Source organism: Candidatus Kapaibacterium sp. (assembly GCA_025059875.1).
Classification (GTDB): Bacteria; Bacteroidota; Ignavibacteria; order Kapaibacteriales; family HRBIN21; genus HRBIN21.
The window spans coordinates 13,760-30,406 of the sequence record JANXCT010000001.1; the positions used below are offsets into that span (position 1 = coordinate 13,760).

25 protein-coding genes and 1 tRNA gene are annotated in these 16,647 nt (G+C 57.6%); 24 read left to right on the forward strand and 2 right to left on the reverse strand.

Annotated elements, in window-relative coordinates; all coding sequences use genetic code 11:
- Position 1: 1 nt before the first annotated feature.
- Genes rpsN through NZ960_00220 form a run of 24 tightly spaced genes read left to right on the forward strand, consistent with a single transcriptional unit; the run spans position 2 to position 14,525 of the window.
- Positions 2-271, forward strand: coding sequence for a 30S ribosomal protein S14 (gene rpsN / locus NZ960_00105; protein ID MCS7176023.1), 270 nt, complete (start codon positions 2-4; stop codon positions 269-271).
- Between the two features lie 11 nt (positions 272-282).
- Positions 283-681: a 30S ribosomal protein S8 gene (gene rpsH / locus NZ960_00110; protein MCS7176024.1), complete on the forward strand. Its 399-nt coding sequence runs from the start codon at positions 283-285 to the stop codon at positions 679-681.
- 12 nt (positions 682-693) lie between these two features.
- A complete protein-coding gene (gene rplF, locus NZ960_00115) occupies positions 694-1,236 on the forward strand; it encodes a 50S ribosomal protein L6 (protein ID MCS7176025.1) in 543 nt (180 codons plus the stop codon).
- An 11-nt stretch (positions 1,237-1,247) separates the two neighbouring features.
- Positions 1,248-1,628, forward strand: coding sequence for a 50S ribosomal protein L18 (gene rplR / locus NZ960_00120; GenBank protein MCS7176026.1), 381 nt, complete (start codon positions 1,248-1,250; stop codon positions 1,626-1,628).
- 28 nt (positions 1,629-1,656) lie between these two features.
- Positions 1,657-2,223, forward strand: coding sequence for a 30S ribosomal protein S5 (gene rpsE / locus NZ960_00125; GenBank protein ID MCS7176027.1), 567 nt, complete (start codon positions 1,657-1,659; stop codon positions 2,221-2,223).
- Positions 2,186-2,386 carry a 50S ribosomal protein L30 gene (rpmD, locus tag NZ960_00130; protein ID MCS7176028.1) on the forward strand — a complete coding sequence of 67 codons (201 nt, stop codon included), beginning with the start codon at positions 2,186-2,188 and terminating at the stop codon, positions 2,384-2,386. Before rpsE ends, rpmD begins: the two co-directional genes overlap by 38 nt.
- Positions 2,383-2,859, forward strand: coding sequence for a 50S ribosomal protein L15 (rplO, locus tag NZ960_00135; GenBank protein MCS7176029.1), 477 nt, complete (start codon positions 2,383-2,385; stop codon positions 2,857-2,859). The genes rpmD and rplO overlap by 4 nt, the downstream gene beginning before the upstream one ends.
- On the forward strand, positions 2,843-4,198 hold the full coding sequence (secY, locus tag NZ960_00140) for a preprotein translocase subunit SecY (protein ID MCS7176030.1): 1,356 nt from the start codon (positions 2,843-2,845) through the stop codon (positions 4,196-4,198). The genes rplO and secY overlap by 17 nt, the downstream gene beginning before the upstream one ends.
- Positions 4,198-4,980: a type I methionyl aminopeptidase gene (gene map, locus NZ960_00145; GenBank protein ID MCS7176031.1), complete on the forward strand. Its 783-nt coding sequence runs from the start codon at positions 4,198-4,200 to the stop codon at positions 4,978-4,980. Before secY ends, map begins: the two co-directional genes overlap by 1 nt.
- A 3-nt stretch (positions 4,981-4,983) precedes the next feature.
- Complete coding sequence (gene infA / locus NZ960_00150) at positions 4,984-5,202, forward strand: translation initiation factor IF-1 (protein ID MCS7176032.1); 219 nt, start codon at positions 4,984-4,986, stop codon at positions 5,200-5,202.
- Between the two features lie 23 nt (positions 5,203-5,225).
- Complete coding sequence (gene ykgO, locus NZ960_00155) at positions 5,226-5,342, forward strand: type B 50S ribosomal protein L36 (protein ID MCS7176033.1); 117 nt, start codon at positions 5,226-5,228, stop codon at positions 5,340-5,342.
- Between the two features lie 23 nt (positions 5,343-5,365).
- Positions 5,366-5,743, forward strand: coding sequence for a 30S ribosomal protein S13 (gene rpsM / locus NZ960_00160; GenBank protein MCS7176034.1), 378 nt, complete (start codon positions 5,366-5,368; stop codon positions 5,741-5,743).
- 23 nt (positions 5,744-5,766) lie between these two features.
- Positions 5,767-6,156 (forward strand): 30S ribosomal protein S11, encoded by a 390-nt coding sequence (gene rpsK, locus NZ960_00165; protein MCS7176035.1) that lies wholly within the window; start codon positions 5,767-5,769, stop codon positions 6,154-6,156.
- Positions 6,157-6,196: 40 nt separating this feature from the next.
- Positions 6,197-7,195, forward strand: a complete 999-nt coding sequence (locus tag NZ960_00170; protein MCS7176036.1) for a DNA-directed RNA polymerase subunit alpha — start codon at positions 6,197-6,199, stop codon at positions 7,193-7,195.
- Between the two features lie 24 nt (positions 7,196-7,219).
- On the forward strand, positions 7,220-7,666 hold the full coding sequence (gene rplQ, locus NZ960_00175) for a 50S ribosomal protein L17 (protein MCS7176037.1): 447 nt from the start codon (positions 7,220-7,222) through the stop codon (positions 7,664-7,666).
- Positions 7,614-8,297, forward strand: a complete 684-nt coding sequence (gene yihA, locus NZ960_00180; protein ID MCS7176038.1) for a ribosome biogenesis GTP-binding protein YihA/YsxC — start codon at positions 7,614-7,616, stop codon at positions 8,295-8,297. Before rplQ ends, yihA begins: the two co-directional genes overlap by 53 nt.
- Before the next feature lies 1 nt (position 8,298).
- Positions 8,299-8,850: a 5-(carboxyamino)imidazole ribonucleotide mutase gene (purE, locus tag NZ960_00185; GenBank protein ID MCS7176039.1), complete on the forward strand. Its 552-nt coding sequence runs from the start codon at positions 8,299-8,301 to the stop codon at positions 8,848-8,850.
- Positions 8,832-9,533 carry a glycosyltransferase gene (locus NZ960_00190; protein MCS7176040.1) on the forward strand — a complete coding sequence of 234 codons (702 nt, stop codon included), beginning with the start codon at positions 8,832-8,834 and terminating at the stop codon, positions 9,531-9,533. Before purE ends, NZ960_00190 begins: the two co-directional genes overlap by 19 nt.
- Before the next feature lie 3 nt (positions 9,534-9,536).
- Positions 9,537-10,232, forward strand: a complete 696-nt coding sequence (gene nth / locus NZ960_00195) for an endonuclease III (protein ID MCS7176041.1) — start codon at positions 9,537-9,539, stop codon at positions 10,230-10,232.
- Positions 10,201-11,124: a DMT family transporter gene (locus NZ960_00200; GenBank protein ID MCS7176042.1), complete on the forward strand. Its 924-nt coding sequence runs from the start codon at positions 10,201-10,203 to the stop codon at positions 11,122-11,124. Before nth ends, NZ960_00200 begins: the two co-directional genes overlap by 32 nt.
- Positions 11,121-11,720: a 5-formyltetrahydrofolate cyclo-ligase gene (locus NZ960_00205; GenBank protein ID MCS7176043.1), complete on the forward strand. Its 600-nt coding sequence runs from the start codon at positions 11,121-11,123 to the stop codon at positions 11,718-11,720. Before NZ960_00200 ends, NZ960_00205 begins: the two co-directional genes overlap by 4 nt.
- 56 nt (positions 11,721-11,776) lie before the next feature.
- Positions 11,777-13,117 carry an NADH-quinone oxidoreductase subunit NuoF gene (nuoF, locus tag NZ960_00210; GenBank protein ID MCS7176044.1) on the forward strand — a complete coding sequence of 447 codons (1,341 nt, stop codon included), beginning with the start codon at positions 11,777-11,779 and terminating at the stop codon, positions 13,115-13,117.
- Complete coding sequence (nadD, locus tag NZ960_00215; protein ID MCS7176045.1) at positions 13,118-13,723, forward strand: nicotinate (nicotinamide) nucleotide adenylyltransferase; 606 nt, start codon at positions 13,118-13,120, stop codon at positions 13,721-13,723.
- Positions 13,695-14,525: a carbohydrate ABC transporter permease gene (locus NZ960_00220; protein ID MCS7176046.1), complete on the forward strand. Its 831-nt coding sequence runs from the start codon at positions 13,695-13,697 to the stop codon at positions 14,523-14,525. Before nadD ends, NZ960_00220 begins: the two co-directional genes overlap by 29 nt.
- A 2-nt stretch (positions 14,526-14,527) precedes the next feature.
- Here the strand turns inward: NZ960_00220 and NZ960_00225 are convergent, their stop codons facing one another.
- Positions 14,528-16,489: an NAD(+) synthase gene (locus NZ960_00225; protein ID MCS7176047.1), complete on the reverse strand. Its 1,962-nt coding sequence runs from the start codon at positions 16,487-16,489 to the stop codon at positions 14,528-14,530.
- Positions 16,490-16,511: 22 nt separating this feature from the next.
- Positions 16,512-16,585 (reverse strand) — tRNA-Pro (locus NZ960_00230).
- Positions 16,586-16,647 lie beyond the last annotated feature (62 nt).

The following is a 16,647-nucleotide window of genomic DNA, read 5'->3' on the forward strand; positions in this document are numbered from 1 at the left end:
CATGGCCAAGACTAGTGTGGTAGCACGCAACGAAAGGCGTCGACGCTTAGTTCAAAAGTATGCTGCCCTTCGAGAGCAGCTCAAGCGTGAGGGTCGGTGGGAAGAACTCCACAAGCTACCCCGGAATTCCTCTCCTGTCCGCCTTCGGAACCGCTGTTTCGTAACAGGCCGCGGGCGAGCCGTCTACCGTAAGTTCGGCCTATGCCGTATTGTCTTGCGGCAGTTAGCTCTGGAGGGTAAGATTCCTGGAGTCCGTAAGGCAAGCTGGTAGCTACAAGCACTATGGCCGTTGTTAGCGACACCATTGGTGATTTCTTGACGCGCATCCGAAACGCATATTCGGCACGGCATCGCACAGTGGAGTGCCCTGCAAGTCGTCTAAAGATTGCAATTGCAGCTATCCTGAAAGAGCGGGGCTACATTGGTGACTACGAGTACATTGAGGACGGTAAACAGGGTATTCTCCGCCTGACCCTCCGGTACGTGAACGGTCGTCCCGCACTGCGAGAAATCGTTCGGGTCAGCAAACCAGGCCGTCGCATCTACGCCGGTGTTAAAGAGTTACCACGCGTCTACAACGGGCTTGGAATAGCTATCGTTTCAACGTCCCGTGGCGTTATGACCGATGCAGAAGCCCGCCGGTTGGGCATCGGCGGAGAGGTCATTTGTAAGGTGTTTTGAGAAGCCTTAGCCATGTCGCGGATTGGTAAGAAACCGCTTCCTGTACCTGAGGGCGTGCAGGTAGAGATCCTCTCTGACTCACTGCGAATCCGTGGCCCCAAAGGGGAGCTACGGGTTCCACTACCATCTGGGATTCAATGCGACTACTGGGATGGAAAGCTCTACTTTTCGCGCCAAAGTGACGAGAAGAAGGTCAAGGCTGCTCATGGCTTGGCCCGAGCTCTGGCAGCTTCAGCTGTCCAAGGGGTAACAACTGGCTTCACACGAACGCTCCAGATAGAGGGTATCGGCTACCGTGCAGAGCTGCGAGGACAGAACCGGTTGCTGTTGACTATTGGTTACTCCCACCCGGTCCTCTTCATCCCACCAGAAGGCATCTCGATAGCGGTCCCAGCACCAAATGTCATCCAGGTGTCTGGTATTGATAAACAGCTCGTAGGGGAAGTCGCTGCGCGCATCCGTGCTATCCGCCCGCCTGAGCCATACAAAGGCAAAGGAATCCGCTATGAAGGTGAATACATCAGACGGAAGGCAGGTAAGGCAGCAGGTCGGTAAGTAACTGAGCCATGGACATTCGGTGCCAGCAGAAGAAGAAGCAGAAGAGGCGCCTGCGGCGCAAACTACGGGTGCGGAAGAAGGTCTCTGGAACCTCGGAGCGGCCACGGCTAACGGTCTACCGTAGTCTCAAGCACATCTACGCGCAGATCATCGACGACACTCGGGGCCACACGTTGGTTTCGGCCTCCACTATAGATCGACAGCTCCGAGCAGAAGTCTCATCTGTGCGTCCAAAAGTAGCTCAAGCGCAAATAGTAGGACGTGCCTTAGCTGAACGGGCCCTGAAAGCTGGCATTCGTACTGTTGTCTTCGACCGCAACGGCTACAAGTACCATGGTCGAATCAAAGCGCTAGCCGAAGCCGCCCGTCAAGCAGGATTGCAGTTCTAACAGTTGGACATGCTCAGCAAACACAGCGATGGGACGCTTCATTAAAACTCCAAGGCTCCGTATACCGACGGAACTGGAGCTCAAGGAGAAGCTAGTGTACGTTGGTCGGACAGCAAAAGTTGTTGCCGGAGGACGTCGCTTCAGCTTCACTGCCCTTGTCGTCGTCGGTGACGGTAAGGGGCACGTAGGGTTCGGGATGGGAAAGGCAGGTGAAGTTACAGATGCTGTTGCTAAGGCGACAGAAGCCGCCCGGAAAAGCATCATCAAGGTCCAACTCTCCGGGAGCACGATTCCACACGAAGTCTACGCCAAGTACAAGGCCGCTAAAGTACTGTTGCGTCCGGCTGCCCGAGGTACAGGTGTAATTGCCGCAGGTGGGGTCAGGGCTGTGTTAGAGCTAGCTGGAGTACAGGATGTGCTGACGAAGTGTCTCGGCTCAACAAACCCCCACAATGTCGTCAAGGCAACCCTTAAGGCTCTCATGATGTTAGAGGACGCCCACTCTGTGGCACGACGCCTTGGGATACCGGTTGAGAAGTTACTCCATAGTCGAGGCCGTGATGGGAGTCAAGCTCAAGATAACGCAGGTGCGTAGTATCATCGGCGCGAATGAAAAACAGAAGCGTACAATCCGGGCCTTGGGACTGGGACGTCCCAACTGGAGTGTCGTGCAACCGAAGAATCCTCAAATTGAGGGTATGATTGCCGTAGTGAAGCATCTGGTGCGAGTGGAGGAGGTTAAGGAGGGAACAGAATGACAGCTCTCCATATCGGCTCCCTTCGCCCAGCACACGGATCGCGCAAGCGCCCAAAGCGCGTCGGACGCGGCGTCGGCTCTGGACACGGCCGGACAGCAACGCGAGGACACAAAGGGCACAAATCTCGGTCCGGCTTCTCGCAGCCTCCAGGCTTCGAGGGCGGGCAGATGCCCTTGCACCGTCGGGTGCCGAAGCGTGGCTTCCGCAACCCGCTACGCATGGAGTACCAGGAGGTCAACGTCGGACGGTTGCAGGAGCTCGTGGATCAGGGGCGCCTGAGCCCAGGAACTGTTGTTACCCCGGAACTGCTCTACGAGCTCCGTATCATACGCAGTAGGAGGCCTGTCAAAATTCTAGGCGATGGCGAGCTACAGACGGCCTTGGAAGTACATGCCCACCACTTTTCTGCAACTGCCCAACAGAAAATTATGTCGGCCGGCGGAAAGGTAGTCCTCCATGGCACGGTTCGTTGAGACACTGCGGAATATCTGGCATATCGAAGAGCTACGCCAGCGCATTCTCTTCACGCTAGGGGTTCTCATCGTTGTTCGTATAGGCAGCCATATCACGCTGCCAGGCATTGATGTCCAAGCCCTCCAGCAGGTTGCTGGACTGGGCATGGATAATACCCTCTTTGGGCTCTACGACCTCTTTGTTGGGGGAGCCTTCTCGAATGCCGCTGTCTTCGCTCTCGGCATCATGCCGTACATCTCTGCCTCAATTATCCTTCAGTTGGCTGCGGTCGTCATCCCAGAAGTCCAGCGTCTCCAGCGTGAAGGCGAAGAGGGACGTCGCAAAATCAACCAGTATACCCGTGTCTTGACGGTCTTCATCGCCGCTCTACAGGCATGGGGTGTCAGCATCAAGTTATCTAGCATGCAGGTACCCAATGGCGGCCCTGTCGTTCCCCATCCAGGAATCGGCTTCACTCTCAGCGCCATCGTGTTCATGACTGCTGGGACCATCTTCCTTATGTGGCTCGGGGAACAGATTACAGAGCGGGGAATTGGCAACGGCATCTCGCTGATCCTCTTCATCGGGATTATTGCTGCACTACCGGTGGCAATTGCCCAGGAAATCCAGCTTATCAGCGTCGGCTCTCGACTGTGGGTAACTGACATCATCCTCTTGGCCCTGTTGGCTGGGATTGTAACGGCTGTGGTCTACGTTACCCAAGGTATTCGACGCATCCCTGTGCAGTATGCCCGCCGCGTAGTAGGCCGCAAGGTATACGGCGGGACAACCCAATATCTGCCCCTACGTGTCAATTCCGCAGGCGTAATGCCGATCGTGTTTGCACAGGCAATCCTCTTCATCCCTGCGACCATCTACACCTTCTTCCCCGAAAGCCGACTCTTGGAAACTCTTGCTGCTCTGTTCAGTGAGCGCTCCTTCCTGTATGCAATCCTGTACAGTGTCATGATCATCTTCTTCGCCTACTTCTACACGGCCATTGTGTTCAACCCACGGGAGGTTGCAGACACAATCAAGAAGCAAGGCGGCTTCATTCCTGGCATTCGTCCAGGAGCCCCAACTGCTGAGTACATAGACCGAGTCCTAACGAGGATCACGTTGCCGGGAGCGCTCTTCCTGGCTGTTGTAGCCATCCTCCCGGTCTTTGTACACAATGTGCTGAGTGTCCCCTCTGAGTTAGCCTCATTCTTTGGAGGGACAAGTCTCCTCATCATCGTTGGGGTTGCCCTCGATACACTGCAGCAGATTGAGTCACATCTACTCATGCGACACTACGACGGATTCATGAAGAGTGGCCGGCTCCGAGGCCGAGGCGTCGGCGTAGTCCGTGGCTACTGATGAGGTCTTTCCCGGCAATATTGACCTCCAGGTACCAAGGCCTAGAGCAGGCAGCCCACGTACTCTCCACCGTGCTACAGCAGATCCGCAAAGAGCTTCATCCAGGAAAAAGCACGCTAGAACTGGACCAGCTTGCGGAAGAGCTAATACGCTCTCAGGGCGCAGAACCCGCCTTCAAGGGGTACGTAGTAGAAGGACGTCGCTACCACTATACCCTCTGCATCTCGATCGACCACGAGGTCGTACACGGAATGCCAAGCGCTGAACGGCGACTTCAAGAAGGGCAGCTCGTTTCCATAGACTGCGGAGTCCGAAAGGGAAGCTACTACGCCGACGCTGCCTTCACCGTTGGGATTGGCTCCATCTCCGCAGAGGCAGAGTGCCTTCTCAAAGTGACGGAGGAGGCTTTATGGTTAGGGATAGAGCAAGCAACGCCAGGCAACCGCGTCTACGATATCGCGGCTGCAATTCAGCAGCACGTCGAGCGTCACAATTGCTCCGTCATACGGGAGCTTACGGGCCATGGGATTGGTCGGCGCCTCCATGAGGCACCATCAATCCCAAACTTTGTCCCAACAGGCAACCTACGGTGGCGCTTCCCGAACGAGCGTCTGCGTTCGGGCCAAGCGATCGCCATCGAACCTATGGTTGCTGTAGGCCTACCCGATGTTCGTGTTGCTGCCGATGGATGGACTGTCTACACTGCTGATGGCTCATTGGCGGCACACTTCGAACATACTGTCCTGGTAGCGTCGCCCCCAATCGTTTTGACTCACTGGTAAGTCATGCCGAAGGAACAGCCGATCCGTGTTGACGGTGTTGTCGAAGAGACGTTGCCAGGAACACAGTTCGTTGTCAGGTTGGACAACGGTCATAAAGTGATTGCCCACATCTCTGGCAAGATGCGACTGCACTACATCAAGATCCTGCCAGGAGACCGTGTCACACTGGAGCTATCCCCCTACGACTTGACGAAGGGACGCATCATCTACCGGTACAAGTAGGAACAGGGTCCGAGTAAGTGACCATGAAGGTTCAAGCTTCCGTCAAGCGCCGCAGTCCCGACGACAAGGTTGTGCGCCGGAAGGGGCGCATCTACATCATCAACAAGAAGAACCCACGCTTCAAACAGCGGCAAGGTTGAGCTACTGAGGGAAGGGGACACTGATGGCACGCATCGCTGGAGTCGATCTGCCGAAGAATAAGCGAGGCTTCATCGCACTGACCTACATCTACGGTATTGGCCGGACACGGGCGTTAGAGGTATTGCATCGAGCGAACGTGGACCCGATGAAGAAGGTTATGGAGTGGACCGACGAAGAAATCGCCCGTCTTCGCTCGGTCATCCAGGATTACAAAGTAGAAGGGCAGCTCCGAAGCGAAGTCCAAATGAACATCAAGCGTCTCATAGACATCGGCTGCTATCGCGGTCTCCGCCACCGGATGGGGCTGCCCGTCCGAGGACAGCGTACGCGCACAAATGCCCGAACTCGTAAAGGGAAGCGGAAGACGGTCGCTGGAAAGAAGAAGGCCGTCAAGAAGTAGTATCATCAGCACGGGAACGGGACATGCCTGCTCCAAAGGGCAAGCGCACAAAGAAAAAGACTGTTACCGACACCCACGGTCGGGTCTATATCCAGGCTACGTTCAACAACACCATCGTCACGGTTACCGACCCTTACGGCAATGTCCTCACTTGGTCCTCTGGAGGACGAGTCGGATTTCGGGGGACCAAGAAGAGTACCCCCTATGCAGCGCAGTTGGCAGCGGAGCGCGCAGCTAAGGAAGCTTACGACATGGGCCTCCGGAAGGTAGATGTCATCGTCAAAGGGCCTGGGGCTGGTCGGGAATCTGCTATCCGAGCAGTCGCTCAGGCTGGCCTAGAGATCCTCTCGATTGTGGATGCTACTCCAATCCCCCACAACGGCTGCCGGCCACCGAAGCGGCGGCGCGTCTAACGTCTAACGTGATAAGGTACCACTAACCCCCCTCGTGGCAATGGCTACAGAGCTGCTCATGCCAGAGCGTATTCTCATAGACCCCGCTTCCACCCCTACGCACGCTCGTTTCATCCTCCAGCCGTTGGAGCGCGGCTACGGGACGACCCTTGGAAACGCCCTCCGGCGCGTGCTGCTCTCTTCCATACCTGGAGCTGCGATCGTTGGGGTACGAATCAGTGGGGTTCAGCATGAGTTCCAGACCCTGCCCGGAGTCGTCGAGGATGTCATGGAAATCCTGCTCAACCTCAAGCAGGTACGGCTCCGCATGCTGATGCCGGACCGCCCCGTCCGAGTCCGTCTCAACCTGCAAGGGCCAACCGAGTGGACCGCCGCTGACATCCAGCGGGCATCGTCTGAGATCGAAGTGCTCAATCCGGAGCACCACATTGCTACCATAGCTGAGGACGGCAAGATTGAGGCAGAACTGCGTATCGTCCGAGGACGCGGATACGTGCCGTCGGAAGAGATTGTCTTAGAGGACGCTCCAGTAGGGATGCTTGCTATTGATGGGCTCTTCTCCCCTATCCGGCAGGTCGCTTTCCATGTTGAGCCCTTCCGAGTTGGGCGGCGAACGGACTATGACAAACTCGTCCTTGAAGTCCGGACCGACGGCAGTATTACTGCACAGGATGCTGTTCGCCAAGCAGCTCAGCTCCTACAGCAGCACCTGCAGCTCTTCTTCACGATCCCGGCGGTGATGGCTCCAGAAGAAGAGGCTCGTCCCGCTCCAGCTGAAGTAGAAACGACAGGAACAGCCCCTGCAACAGCATTGCTGACAACACCTGTGGAACATCTGGGGCTGAGCGCTCGGACACTCAACCGATTGCTCTCCCTTGGGATCAAGACCGTCAGCGAACTCGTTCGGTGGCAGCCGCAGGAGCTGCAACGCGAGCGAGGTATCGGACCGCGGGCTGTAGAGGAGATCCAGCATGCCCTTGAGCTCTACGGATTACGACTAGGAATGACTCCTGAGGAACTGGAGGAGAAGGCCCGATAAGTCCTACCATGTGGAGAACAGCCGATGCGCCACCGAGATAAGGTCTGGAAGCTCAAACGGACGGCATCCCACCGCAAGGCTCTACTGACCCACTTGGCAACTGCCCTCATCCTGCACAAACGTATTGTAACGACAGAAGCAAAAGCCAAGGCACTACGGCCTTTCGTTGAGCGCCTCATTACCCGTGCCAAGCGGGCTGTCATCCGGGAGCAGCAACAGCAACTGCCCGAAGGGTGGACTGTTGACCTTCATCAACGCCGGATGGTTGGTCGCTTCATTCGCGACAAAAAAGCCATCCAGGAGCTCTTCGGAGCCGTCGCACCGAAAGTGATAGATCGCCCAGGAGGGTATACCCGAATCATCAAGCTGGGAGGCTACCGACGTGGGGACGGCTCCCGAATGGCGATGATAGAGCTGGTTGACTGGGCCGCAACGGAAACTAGCGAGGCCCAAAGCTCAAGAGCCTCTTAGCAGGCTCTTACCAGAGTCCTATGGGGTAAGAGTCGTCCACGCGCGCCTGTATGCTTGTGCCACCTCCGTGGAGCAGTTGCCAGAGACCTCCTATCCGGAGGTTGCCTTCGTCGGGCGTTCTAACGTTGGGAAGTCTTCCCTGTTGAACTCCCTGGTAGCGCAGCGGCGACTGGCTCGCGTGAGTCGAACGCCCGGCTGTACACGTGCGGCAATGTTCTACCTGGTCGAGAACCGGTGGCTATGGGTCGATTTCCCTGGAGTAGGCTATGCAGCAGTCGCACGGACACAGCGCTGGTCGTGGACACAGCTTATTCGCTCGTATCTTAAGCAACGTCAACAACTACGCCTCGTCTGCGTCTTGGTGGATTGCCGACACGACCCGACTCCGTGGGACATGGCAATTATGGAGCTGGCAGAAAACCACCACCGTCCATTCGTCGTTGTGCTAACGAAATGTGACAAGGTGTCACAGGCTGCCGTCCTACAGCGTAAGCAGCAGCTGGAGTCCCTCCTGCAACGCTGCCGGTATGTTGTCGAGGTCTTGCCGACGTCAGCTCGAACAGGTTTGGGGCGGGATGCCCTCTTAGGCATCGCTCGCCGCTACTGCATGGAACCAAGCCTCAGAAGCTGAGATGCAGACGCCGCTGGTTGGAATCGTTATGGGGAGCGAATCTGACCTGGTCGTCATGCAAGAGGCTGCTGCCGTCTGCCAGGAGTTCGGCGTCCCGTACGAAATGCGAGTGCTTTCGGCCCATCGAACTCCGTGGGATATGGCGTGGTACGGCAAGACGGCCCATTCCCGGGGATTAAAGGTCATCATCGCAGGTGCTGGAGGTGCGGCACACCTCCCGGGAATGCTGGCGGCATTCTCGCCATTACCCGTCATCGGAGTCCCTATCCCGTCACGGCACCTTCAGGGCCAGGATTCTTTGCTCTCGATCGTACAGATGCCAGCAGGAGTCCCTGTTGCAACCGTTGCGATTGGAGCAGGACGGAACGCCGGGCTGCTTGCCATCCAAATCCTTGCGACTGAGCGTCCTGAGCTGATGGAGAAGGTAGTGGCATACCGTCAGCAGTTAGCACGCACTGTGCGGGACAGCAACCGCACGAATCCTGCCTTTACTCCAATTCTGCTACCCCCGAACTGGGACGGAGATCCTCCGCCATGGGAAACGGAGCAGTAGCGAAGGTCCTAAGGACAAAAGCTCCCCAGACCGCGCACTCCTCGTCGACGCCATTCTTCTCCGTCATCCTGTGTACACGCAACAGAGCCCATTTACTCCTTCGCGCCCTCCGCTCCCTCTTACGGCAGCAGTGGCAGCACTGGGAAGCTCTCATCATAGATGATGGCGGAACGGATGTCACCCCATTCCTCGTAGCTCTCTTGGCACAGGAAGACCCGCGCTTCCGCTTCTATCGAACGGCTCATCGCGGTCCTGGGGCTGCACGACACTACGGCATCCTCCGTGCCCGTGGAGAGTTCATCACGTTCCTGGACTCCGACGACGAATACCACCCTGCACACCTCAGCCTACGAGCTGAGTACCTACAGCAGCATCCGCAGGTAGACTTCCTCCTTGGGGGTGTAGAAGTCATCGGTCCCCCATTCGTACCCGACCGGAATGATCCTCGGCGGTGGATTCACATCAGCGAGTGCGCTGTCGGAGGGACCTTCGTTGTGCGTCGGACGTTAGCTTTGGAGATTGGCTATCCTCAACTCCGATTCGCTGATGATGCAGCCTTCTACCAAAAAGCCTGCGCTGCCGGTGCACGGATTGACCGCGTCAACTTCCCGACCTACCGCTACTACCGTACAACGCCTGACTCCTTGTGTACTCGTCACGGCATGTCGTTCACTGCAGAGTAGTCCATGAAGCAGCACCGACCTGCAGAAGACCCCGAGCACGTACGGATGGCAGAAGTACTCCGCCGTCTCCACACTGAGTATCCTGAAGCGCGCATCCAGCTACGGTACCAATCCCCGTTTGAGCTGCTGATTGCGACAATCCTCTCCGCCCAGTGCACCGACGAACGGGTCAACCAGGTAACAGAGAGCCTCTTCCAGAAGTACCGCACCCTGGAGGATTACTTACGAGTGCCCGTTGAGGAGCTCGAGCGGGACATCTATCCAACGGGATACTACAAGTCCAAGGCACGCTACATCCGAGAGTGCTGCCGGGCCCTTCTGGAACGTTTTGGAGGCGAGGTTCCGAAGACTCTGGAGGAACTCACAAGTCTGCCAGGCATCGGGCGAAAGACTGCCAATGTCGTGCTGGGCGAATTCTTCGAGCCTCAGGGTATCGTCGTCGACACCCACGTCGCCCGGTTAGTCCAACGCTTAGGATTTGTCACCACAAACAATCGCGAACGAATTGAATACCGCCTGATGGAGCTAGTCCCGAAGTCAGAGTGGGTGCGGTTCACCCACCTCATGATTGCCCACGGGAGAAACGTCTGTAAGGCCCACCGCCCGCGATGTGCTATCTGTGTCCTCCGCGACTTGTGTCCTTCGGCAGCTACTGAACCACCAACCCATGCCACAAAGCGTCCCCGCGTGGAAGGCTGAGCTTGTTTTGCTCGGCATCACGTTCATCTGGGCGGGGACGTTTGTAGTCGTCAAGGGAGTCATTGCCCACATCTCCCCCTTCCTCTTCACCGGCCTTCGGTTCCTCGTAGCGACGATTGGCCTACTTATCCTTTGGCACGGTTCATTCCACCGCTGGGAGGCCACAGCGCTACGGCATGGAGGAATTCTGGGGATTCTGTTGGCTGGAGGGTTCTTACTGCAGACAGCGGGACTGCTCTACACAACAGCCTCCCGATCAGCATTCATTACAGGAACAACGCTCGCTCTCGTCCCTGGTTTCCAGCTATTGTTCCAGCGTCGTCGGATTTCGGGATGGGAATGGCTTGGAGCTGGCGTGACACTCATTGGACTCTGGCAGTTGACAGCCCCGAACTTGAAGGGGTGGAATCTTGGAGACGCACTGACAATCCTCAGCACGCTCTTCTGGGGGTTATACATTGTAGCGCTGGACTCTTTCACGCGTTCCGGTTCCAGCAGCCTAGGCTACAGTCTCCGTTTGACGTTCGTCCAGCTTGCCGTCACTGCCCTGGCCGGCTTCGCGGCTTATGGAATCGCTGCTGCGGCCGGGAGTCCCTCCTTTCCTCTCCAACCCGACTGGAGCTTCTTCCCAGCTCTCCTCCTTGCTCTCGCCTACACTGCCTTCCTAGCCTCCTTGACTGCCATGCTACTACAAACGCACTACCAGCGTTACACTACGCCCTTCCGTGCAACACTCATCTACGCTCTTGAACCCTTGATCGCAAGTGTGATCGCGTGGATAGCTTTGAGCGAGCATTTCACCGTGCGGGAACTCTTTGGCGCCGCTCTGATCCTGGTAGGGACTGGGCTTGCTCAGCTCCCAAGAGTCCGGTACGTGACAGCACAGCGATGAGCACCCCAAGCAAAGCAGAACTTCGCCGGCAGGCACTCCAACGACGTGCCGCTCTACCGAAAGAACTGCGTCAGCGGTTCTCCGAGCAGATTTGCAGCCTCGTACTCGCTCACCCCTGGGTACGGGAGGCTACCATCGTTCACTCTTACTGCTCTTTCGGCACAGAGGTAGATACCCACACGCTCTGCCAACGTCTCCTGAGCTTAGGGAAACGGGTAGCGGTCCCAATCGTCGTAGAAGGCCAACCTGAACTGCTCCACGCATGGCTCCGGCTTCCTCTCTGTCTCCGCTACAATCGTTGGGGAATTCCGGAGCCAGATGTCCCACCAACTGAGTGGGTGACGGCAGAAGCGCTCGGTCTTTCACCAGCCGACGTCGCTATTGTCCCCGTTGTCGCCTATGACCGACAGCTCTACCGCTTAGGTTATGGACAGGGGTACTACGACCGCTTCCTTCGGCACGTCCAAGCCCGCCGCATTGGACTAGCTTTCTCCGTCCAGGCTGTGGAATCCATCCCGCACGCGCCCCATGACGTCCGATTAGATGCCGTCATTACGGAGTCTGGGCCTCTCTACGCAGATGACATTCCTCCTTGAGGAGCTCATGGCGAAGCGATATATTTGCGGACGGTATCTCACGCCCTTACACGGCTATGGAACAGACGCCAAAGCTGCTGTTGCCTGATATCTCGAACCTCCACCGCTTAGAGGTCTACCTTCAGCACGGAGGGTATGAGGCCTTCCGCAAAGCCCTGACGATGACGCCAGAAGAAGTTATCGAAGAGGTCAAGCGTTCAGGACTCCGGGGACGTGGAGGCGCTTGCTTCCCAACGGGACTGAAATGGAGCTTTATGCCGAAAGACTCCAGCAGGCCCAAGTACCTGGTTGTCAACGCTGACGAATCCGAGCCAGGCTCCTTCAAGGACCGGCAGATCCTGGAGTTCAACCCCCATCAGCTACTGGAAGGCATCCTGATCGCCGGCTACGCTATGGGCATCACCAAGGCCTTCGTATACATCCGGGGCGAGTACCACCGATGGTATCGGCTGCTAGAGCAGGCTCTTCGGGAGGCTTACGACCGCGGGCTCGTTGGCGAGCGGATGCGCCAGACCTTTGGGACCAGCTATAGCTTAGACATTGTCCTCCACAAGGGTGCGGGCGCCTACATCTGTGGGGAAGAGACAGCGCTTATGGAGTCCATTGAAGGCAAGCGGGGCTATCCTCGCTTCAAACCTCCCTTCCCTGCCCAGCGCGGTCTGTGGGGTATGCCGACGACTGTCAACAACGTCGAGACGATTGCTGCCGTACCTCCAATTATTCGAATGGGTGGTGCAGCGTATGCTCAAATTGGTGCCCCTGGCCATCCAGGCACTATTCTCTACGGACTCAGTGGGCACATCAACCGTCCCGGGGTCTACGAGCTCCCGACAGGCACCCTCCTGACAGAGCTTCTCTTCGATGTCGGCGGCGGCATTCCAAACGGCAAGAGGGTTAAGGCCGTCATCCCTGGTGGAAGCTCTATGCCGCCATTACGAGGCGAGGAGATCGAGGGGGTACGTATGGACGAGGAGTCGCTCAAGCAGTTGGGGACCCATATCGGGACGGCAGGAATCATCGTGATGGATGAAGACACGGACATTGTGCGCGTCACTTGGCGAATCGCGCGCTTCTACCACCATGAGTCATGTGGGCAGTGTACCCCCTGCCGTGAGGGCTGTGGGTGGCTTGAAAAGATCTTGGCCCGCTTTGTTGCCGGGGAGGCCACTACGCAAGACGTCGACCTGCTCGTAGACATCTGCAACCAGATGGAGGGTCATACCATCTGTGCTCTAGCGGACGCCGCAGCATGGGCTGTCCGGGGCTTCGTTACGAAGTTCCGCGAGGAGTTCGAGGCTCGCTGCAAGCCTGCTCATGGCTACGTGCCACTAAACGTCGTGCATGCACTCCGGCGTAGCGCTTTCCCCTTAGGCAGAGCGGTAACGACCGAAGCGTGAATGCCGCGAATCGGCATCTTCGGTGGCAGTTTCAACCCGATCCACATCGCCCACCTTGTTGTTGCAGACCGATTCGTAGAACACCTCGGACTCGAGAGCTGCTACTTCGTCCCTGCAGCCCATCCACCGCTGAAGCCATCCGCTAACTCCGAATTAGCACCGGCCGAGCACCGACTTGCCATGGTACAGCTCGCCACGAGAGAGCATCCGCGGTTCTGCACTGAGGCCTGTGAAATCCGCCGAGGGGGGATTTCGTATACGGTGGACACAATTGCCGAATTCCAACAGCGCTTCCCTACTGCGGAGCTTTTCCTCCTCTTGGGGGCCGACCAGGCAATCGAGTTCCACCTTTGGCATCGTTGGCGTGAAATCGTCCAGCAGGTCCGGCTCTGCATCGCCCCACGTCCTGGAGTAGACGACTTCGAGTTACGCCAACACCTGATGACGCTTGGCCTCTCAGAGGCCATCATCTTGGAGGTACCTTTGCTAGCCGTCTCTTCCACCAACATTCGTTCTCGTCTAGCACGCGGCCTCTCCGTCCGCTACATCGTTCCGGATACCGTCCTAGACTACATCTATGCGCACCGGCTCTACGTGGCTCCCTAAGGCAGGACTCTACGCCCTACTCGGGTGGGTCGCTCTAGGCATGCTCTTTCCCTTCGGCTGGATGGTGCTGCTCTCTTTACGGCGCTATCCGGAGCAGTACAGCACCCTCGGGGAGCTACTGGCAGCGCCACTCACGCTGGAGAACTACATCAATCTCCTGAGCACCACCGCTGTTGGACAGTACATCCTCAACTCCTTTCTCGTCTCCACGGTGGTTACGGCCGGAAACCTCCTCTTTGGGTTCATGGCTGGCTACGCACTAGCACGGTATCGTTTCCCTGGTAAACCTGTCGCAGAGGCGTCTGTACTTGCTGTACTGCTCATCCCTGCCCATGTCCTCATGCTCCCCCTTTATCGACTGATGGTCGCTCTTGGCTGGATTGATACCTACTGGGCGCTCATCCTCCCATGGCTCGTCACCGGACTGAGCATCTTCATGGTTCGGCAATACATTGCAGCTCTCCCACCAGACATAGAAGATGCCGCTCGACTAGACGGAGCCGGACCATGGGCCATTCTCTTTCGCATTGTCTTCCCGCTGGCACGGCCTGTCCTCCTCATGGTGGGGCTAACGACGTTCCTGAGCCACTGGAACGCCTTCCTCTTTCCCTTCCTCTTCACCCAATCGGAGGCACGGCGAACGCTACCCGTAGGGCTTGCGTTCTACATCAGCAAGCAGACTGTGGACTGGGGTCATCTCATGGCAGGCGCCGCAATTGCTGCCCTGCCGGCACTCATGCTCTTCTTGGCTTTCCGCAAGACTTTCCTACGCGGTATCCTCTCGGGAGCTCTTCGGGAGTAGCTTCAGACCGTCTCTGGCTGCAGAGCTGCTATCTCCGCTAGCCATACGGCAGCCTCTGCATCGCTCGGCATGCGCCAGTCTCCACGAGGCGAAAGGGCAACCGTTCCAACCTTCGGTCCATCGGGCAGACACGAGCGCTTGAACTGGTTGGCGAAGAAGCGCTGGTAGAAGCGGCGCATCCATTCCAAGAGCTGCTCCTCTCGATACTGCTCACCAAAAGCCAATCGGGCCAGTAGGAAAATCTTGCGCGGCGAGAAATGGTAGCGCACCATGTGGAAGAGAACGAAATCGTGAACCTCCAGTGGCCCCAGGACTTGTTCCGTCTGCTGTCGAATCCGGTCCCCATCAGCCGGCGGGAGCAGCTCCGGAGAGATCGGCGTGGAGAGGATGTCGTACAGAACCTCTGCGACTTCTCCCGAAAAGAGGGTACGTGCACACCACTCCACGACGTAACGCACCAACGTCTTGGGCAGGCCCGCGTTGACCCCATAGGCGGAGAGATGGTCTCCACCGTATGTGGACCAACCCAATGCTAACTCCGAAAGGTCGCTTGTCCCTACCACCAGCGCGCCGAGTTGGTTGGCTAGGTCGAAAAGAATTTGAGTGCGCTCACGAGCCTGGGCATTCTCGTACGTGACGTCCAGCACCTCCTCTGGATGCCCGATAGCACGTAGATGCTGGTGGACGGCTTCCGTGATGGGAATGACATGCAGAGTTGCTCCCAAGGCTTGGACTAAACGCTGTGCGTTCCGCTGGGTCCGCTGGGTGGAGCCGGGACCAGGCATAGAGACAGCGTGGACCTGGGTTCTCTCTCGCCCGAGGAGGTCCATCGTAGCAGTGCAGACCAGCAGCGCCAATGTGGAGTCTAGACCTCCCGAGACTCCAACAACGACACTCGTGTTCTCCCCCAAGTGGAGGAGCCGTCGGGCCAGCCCACGCGTCTGAAGGGTGAAGATTTCCTCTGCCCGCCGTCCTCGCTCATGCTCCTCTGCTGGTACGAATGGGGTTGCAGAGAGCGGCCGGAACAACCGCTCTGCCCACCGTTCCGCAACTCGAATAGGAGAAAGACGGTAGTTCCGCCTCGGTTGCGAGGCCGTGAAAGTCGTATTCGTCAGGCGGTCGTGGATGAGGCGCTCGACATCTACATCCACGAGGATGAGCTGCTGACGGAAAGCAAACCGTTCGCTTTCCGCCAACAGGATGCCGTTTTCCGCAACGAGGCTATGTCCAGCGAAGACCATATCCGTCGTAGACTCCCATGCCCCAGCGGAGGCATAGGCATAAGCAGCGATGCAACGCCCTGACTGAGACTGCACCAACAACCGCCGATAAGCAGCCTTTCCAAGCACCTCGTTGCTAGCGGAGAGATTCAGAATCACCGTTGCCCCCGCTACTGCCATATCCCCGCTTGGAGGCTTCGGTGCCCAGAGGTCCTCGCAGAGCTCCACCCCAAGGACCGCACCCGGCAGATTCTCCACAGGGAAGAGGAGATCCGTCCCAAAAGGAACCTCTGCCCCTTCCATGGGAAGGGTGGTATGGGAGCACTCCATCGCGGAGGCAAACCAGCGCCGCTCATAGAATTCCCCATAGTTCGGCAGGTACGTCTTCGGAATGCAACCTGCCAGGCGGCCCTGTGCCAGCACTGCTGCGCAGTTGAAGAGACGCCCCCCAAGCTCTATCGGTAACCCTACAACGGCAACAAGTTCCAGCTCCTGCGTGACTGGCAGCAGCTCTTGGAGTCCCTCCCACGCAGCACGACGCAGAGCGGCTTCGTAGAAGAGGTCCCCACACGTATAGCCTGTCAGACTCAGCTCCGGAAAGAGCACAATGTGCGCGCCCTTATGGGCAGCGACACGGAGTGCCTCTACGATACGGCCAACGTTGTAGGAGACATCTGCCACTCGGAGTTCGGGGGAGACGACGGCAAGCCGCAGGAAACCGTAAGCATGTAGCGGGAAACGCATTTACCCGCTTCTTACTCCCGTGTCGGCGCGGCGGGATTTGAACCCACGACCCCTACCACCCCAAGGTAGTGCGCTACCAGGCTGCGCTACGCGCCGACCTATGCTGGAGCTGGTAAACAAAATTACAACTTGCCGACGAGCCCCCTGCAGCAACCCCC

Coding starts and splice junctions, on each gene's coding strand:
- rplQ (MCS7176037.1), top strand. CDS start 7,220: ATGCGCCACCGAGATAAGGTCTGGAAGCTCAAACGGACGGCATCCCAC.
- NZ960_00220 (MCS7176046.1), top strand. CDS start 13,695: ATGCGCACCGGCTCTACGTGGCTCCCTAAGGCAGGACTCTACGCCCTA.
- secY (MCS7176030.1), top strand. CDS start 2,843: ATGGCACGGTTCGTTGAGACACTGCGGAATATCTGGCATATCGAAGAG.
- purE (MCS7176039.1), top strand. CDS start 8,299: ATGCAGACGCCGCTGGTTGGAATCGTTATGGGGAGCGAATCTGACCTG.
- rpsE (MCS7176027.1), top strand. CDS start 1,657: ATGGGACGCTTCATTAAAACTCCAAGGCTCCGTATACCGACGGAACTG.
- NZ960_00205 (MCS7176043.1), top strand. CDS start 11,121: ATGAGCACCCCAAGCAAAGCAGAACTTCGCCGGCAGGCACTCCAACGA.
- rpsK (MCS7176035.1), top strand. CDS start 5,767: ATGCCTGCTCCAAAGGGCAAGCGCACAAAGAAAAAGACTGTTACCGAC.
- rpsN (MCS7176023.1), top strand. CDS start 2: ATGGCCAAGACTAGTGTGGTAGCACGCAACGAAAGGCGTCGACGCTTA.
- NZ960_00200 (MCS7176042.1), top strand. CDS start 10,201: ATGCCACAAAGCGTCCCCGCGTGGAAGGCTGAGCTTGTTTTGCTCGGC.
- rpsM (MCS7176034.1), top strand. CDS start 5,366: ATGGCACGCATCGCTGGAGTCGATCTGCCGAAGAATAAGCGAGGCTTC.
- nth (MCS7176041.1), top strand. CDS start 9,537: ATGAAGCAGCACCGACCTGCAGAAGACCCCGAGCACGTACGGATGGCA.
- rplF (MCS7176025.1), top strand. CDS start 694: ATGTCGCGGATTGGTAAGAAACCGCTTCCTGTACCTGAGGGCGTGCAG.
- NZ960_00170 (MCS7176036.1), top strand. CDS start 6,197: ATGGCTACAGAGCTGCTCATGCCAGAGCGTATTCTCATAGACCCCGCT.
- rplR (MCS7176026.1), top strand. CDS start 1,248: ATGGACATTCGGTGCCAGCAGAAGAAGAAGCAGAAGAGGCGCCTGCGG.
- map (MCS7176031.1), top strand. CDS start 4,198: ATGAGGTCTTTCCCGGCAATATTGACCTCCAGGTACCAAGGCCTAGAG.
- NZ960_00190 (MCS7176040.1), top strand. CDS start 8,832: ATGGGAAACGGAGCAGTAGCGAAGGTCCTAAGGACAAAAGCTCCCCAG.
- nuoF (MCS7176044.1), top strand. CDS start 11,777: ATGGAACAGACGCCAAAGCTGCTGTTGCCTGATATCTCGAACCTCCAC.
- NZ960_00225 (MCS7176047.1), bottom strand. CDS start 16,489: ATGCGTTTCCCGCTACATGCTTACGGTTTCCTGCGGCTTGCCGTCGTC.
- infA (MCS7176032.1), top strand. CDS start 4,984: ATGCCGAAGGAACAGCCGATCCGTGTTGACGGTGTTGTCGAAGAGACG.
- ykgO (MCS7176033.1), top strand. CDS start 5,226: ATGAAGGTTCAAGCTTCCGTCAAGCGCCGCAGTCCCGACGACAAGGTT.
- rplO (MCS7176029.1), top strand. CDS start 2,383: ATGACAGCTCTCCATATCGGCTCCCTTCGCCCAGCACACGGATCGCGC.
- nadD (MCS7176045.1), top strand. CDS start 13,118: ATGCCGCGAATCGGCATCTTCGGTGGCAGTTTCAACCCGATCCACATC.
- rpsH (MCS7176024.1), top strand. CDS start 283: ATGGCCGTTGTTAGCGACACCATTGGTGATTTCTTGACGCGCATCCGA.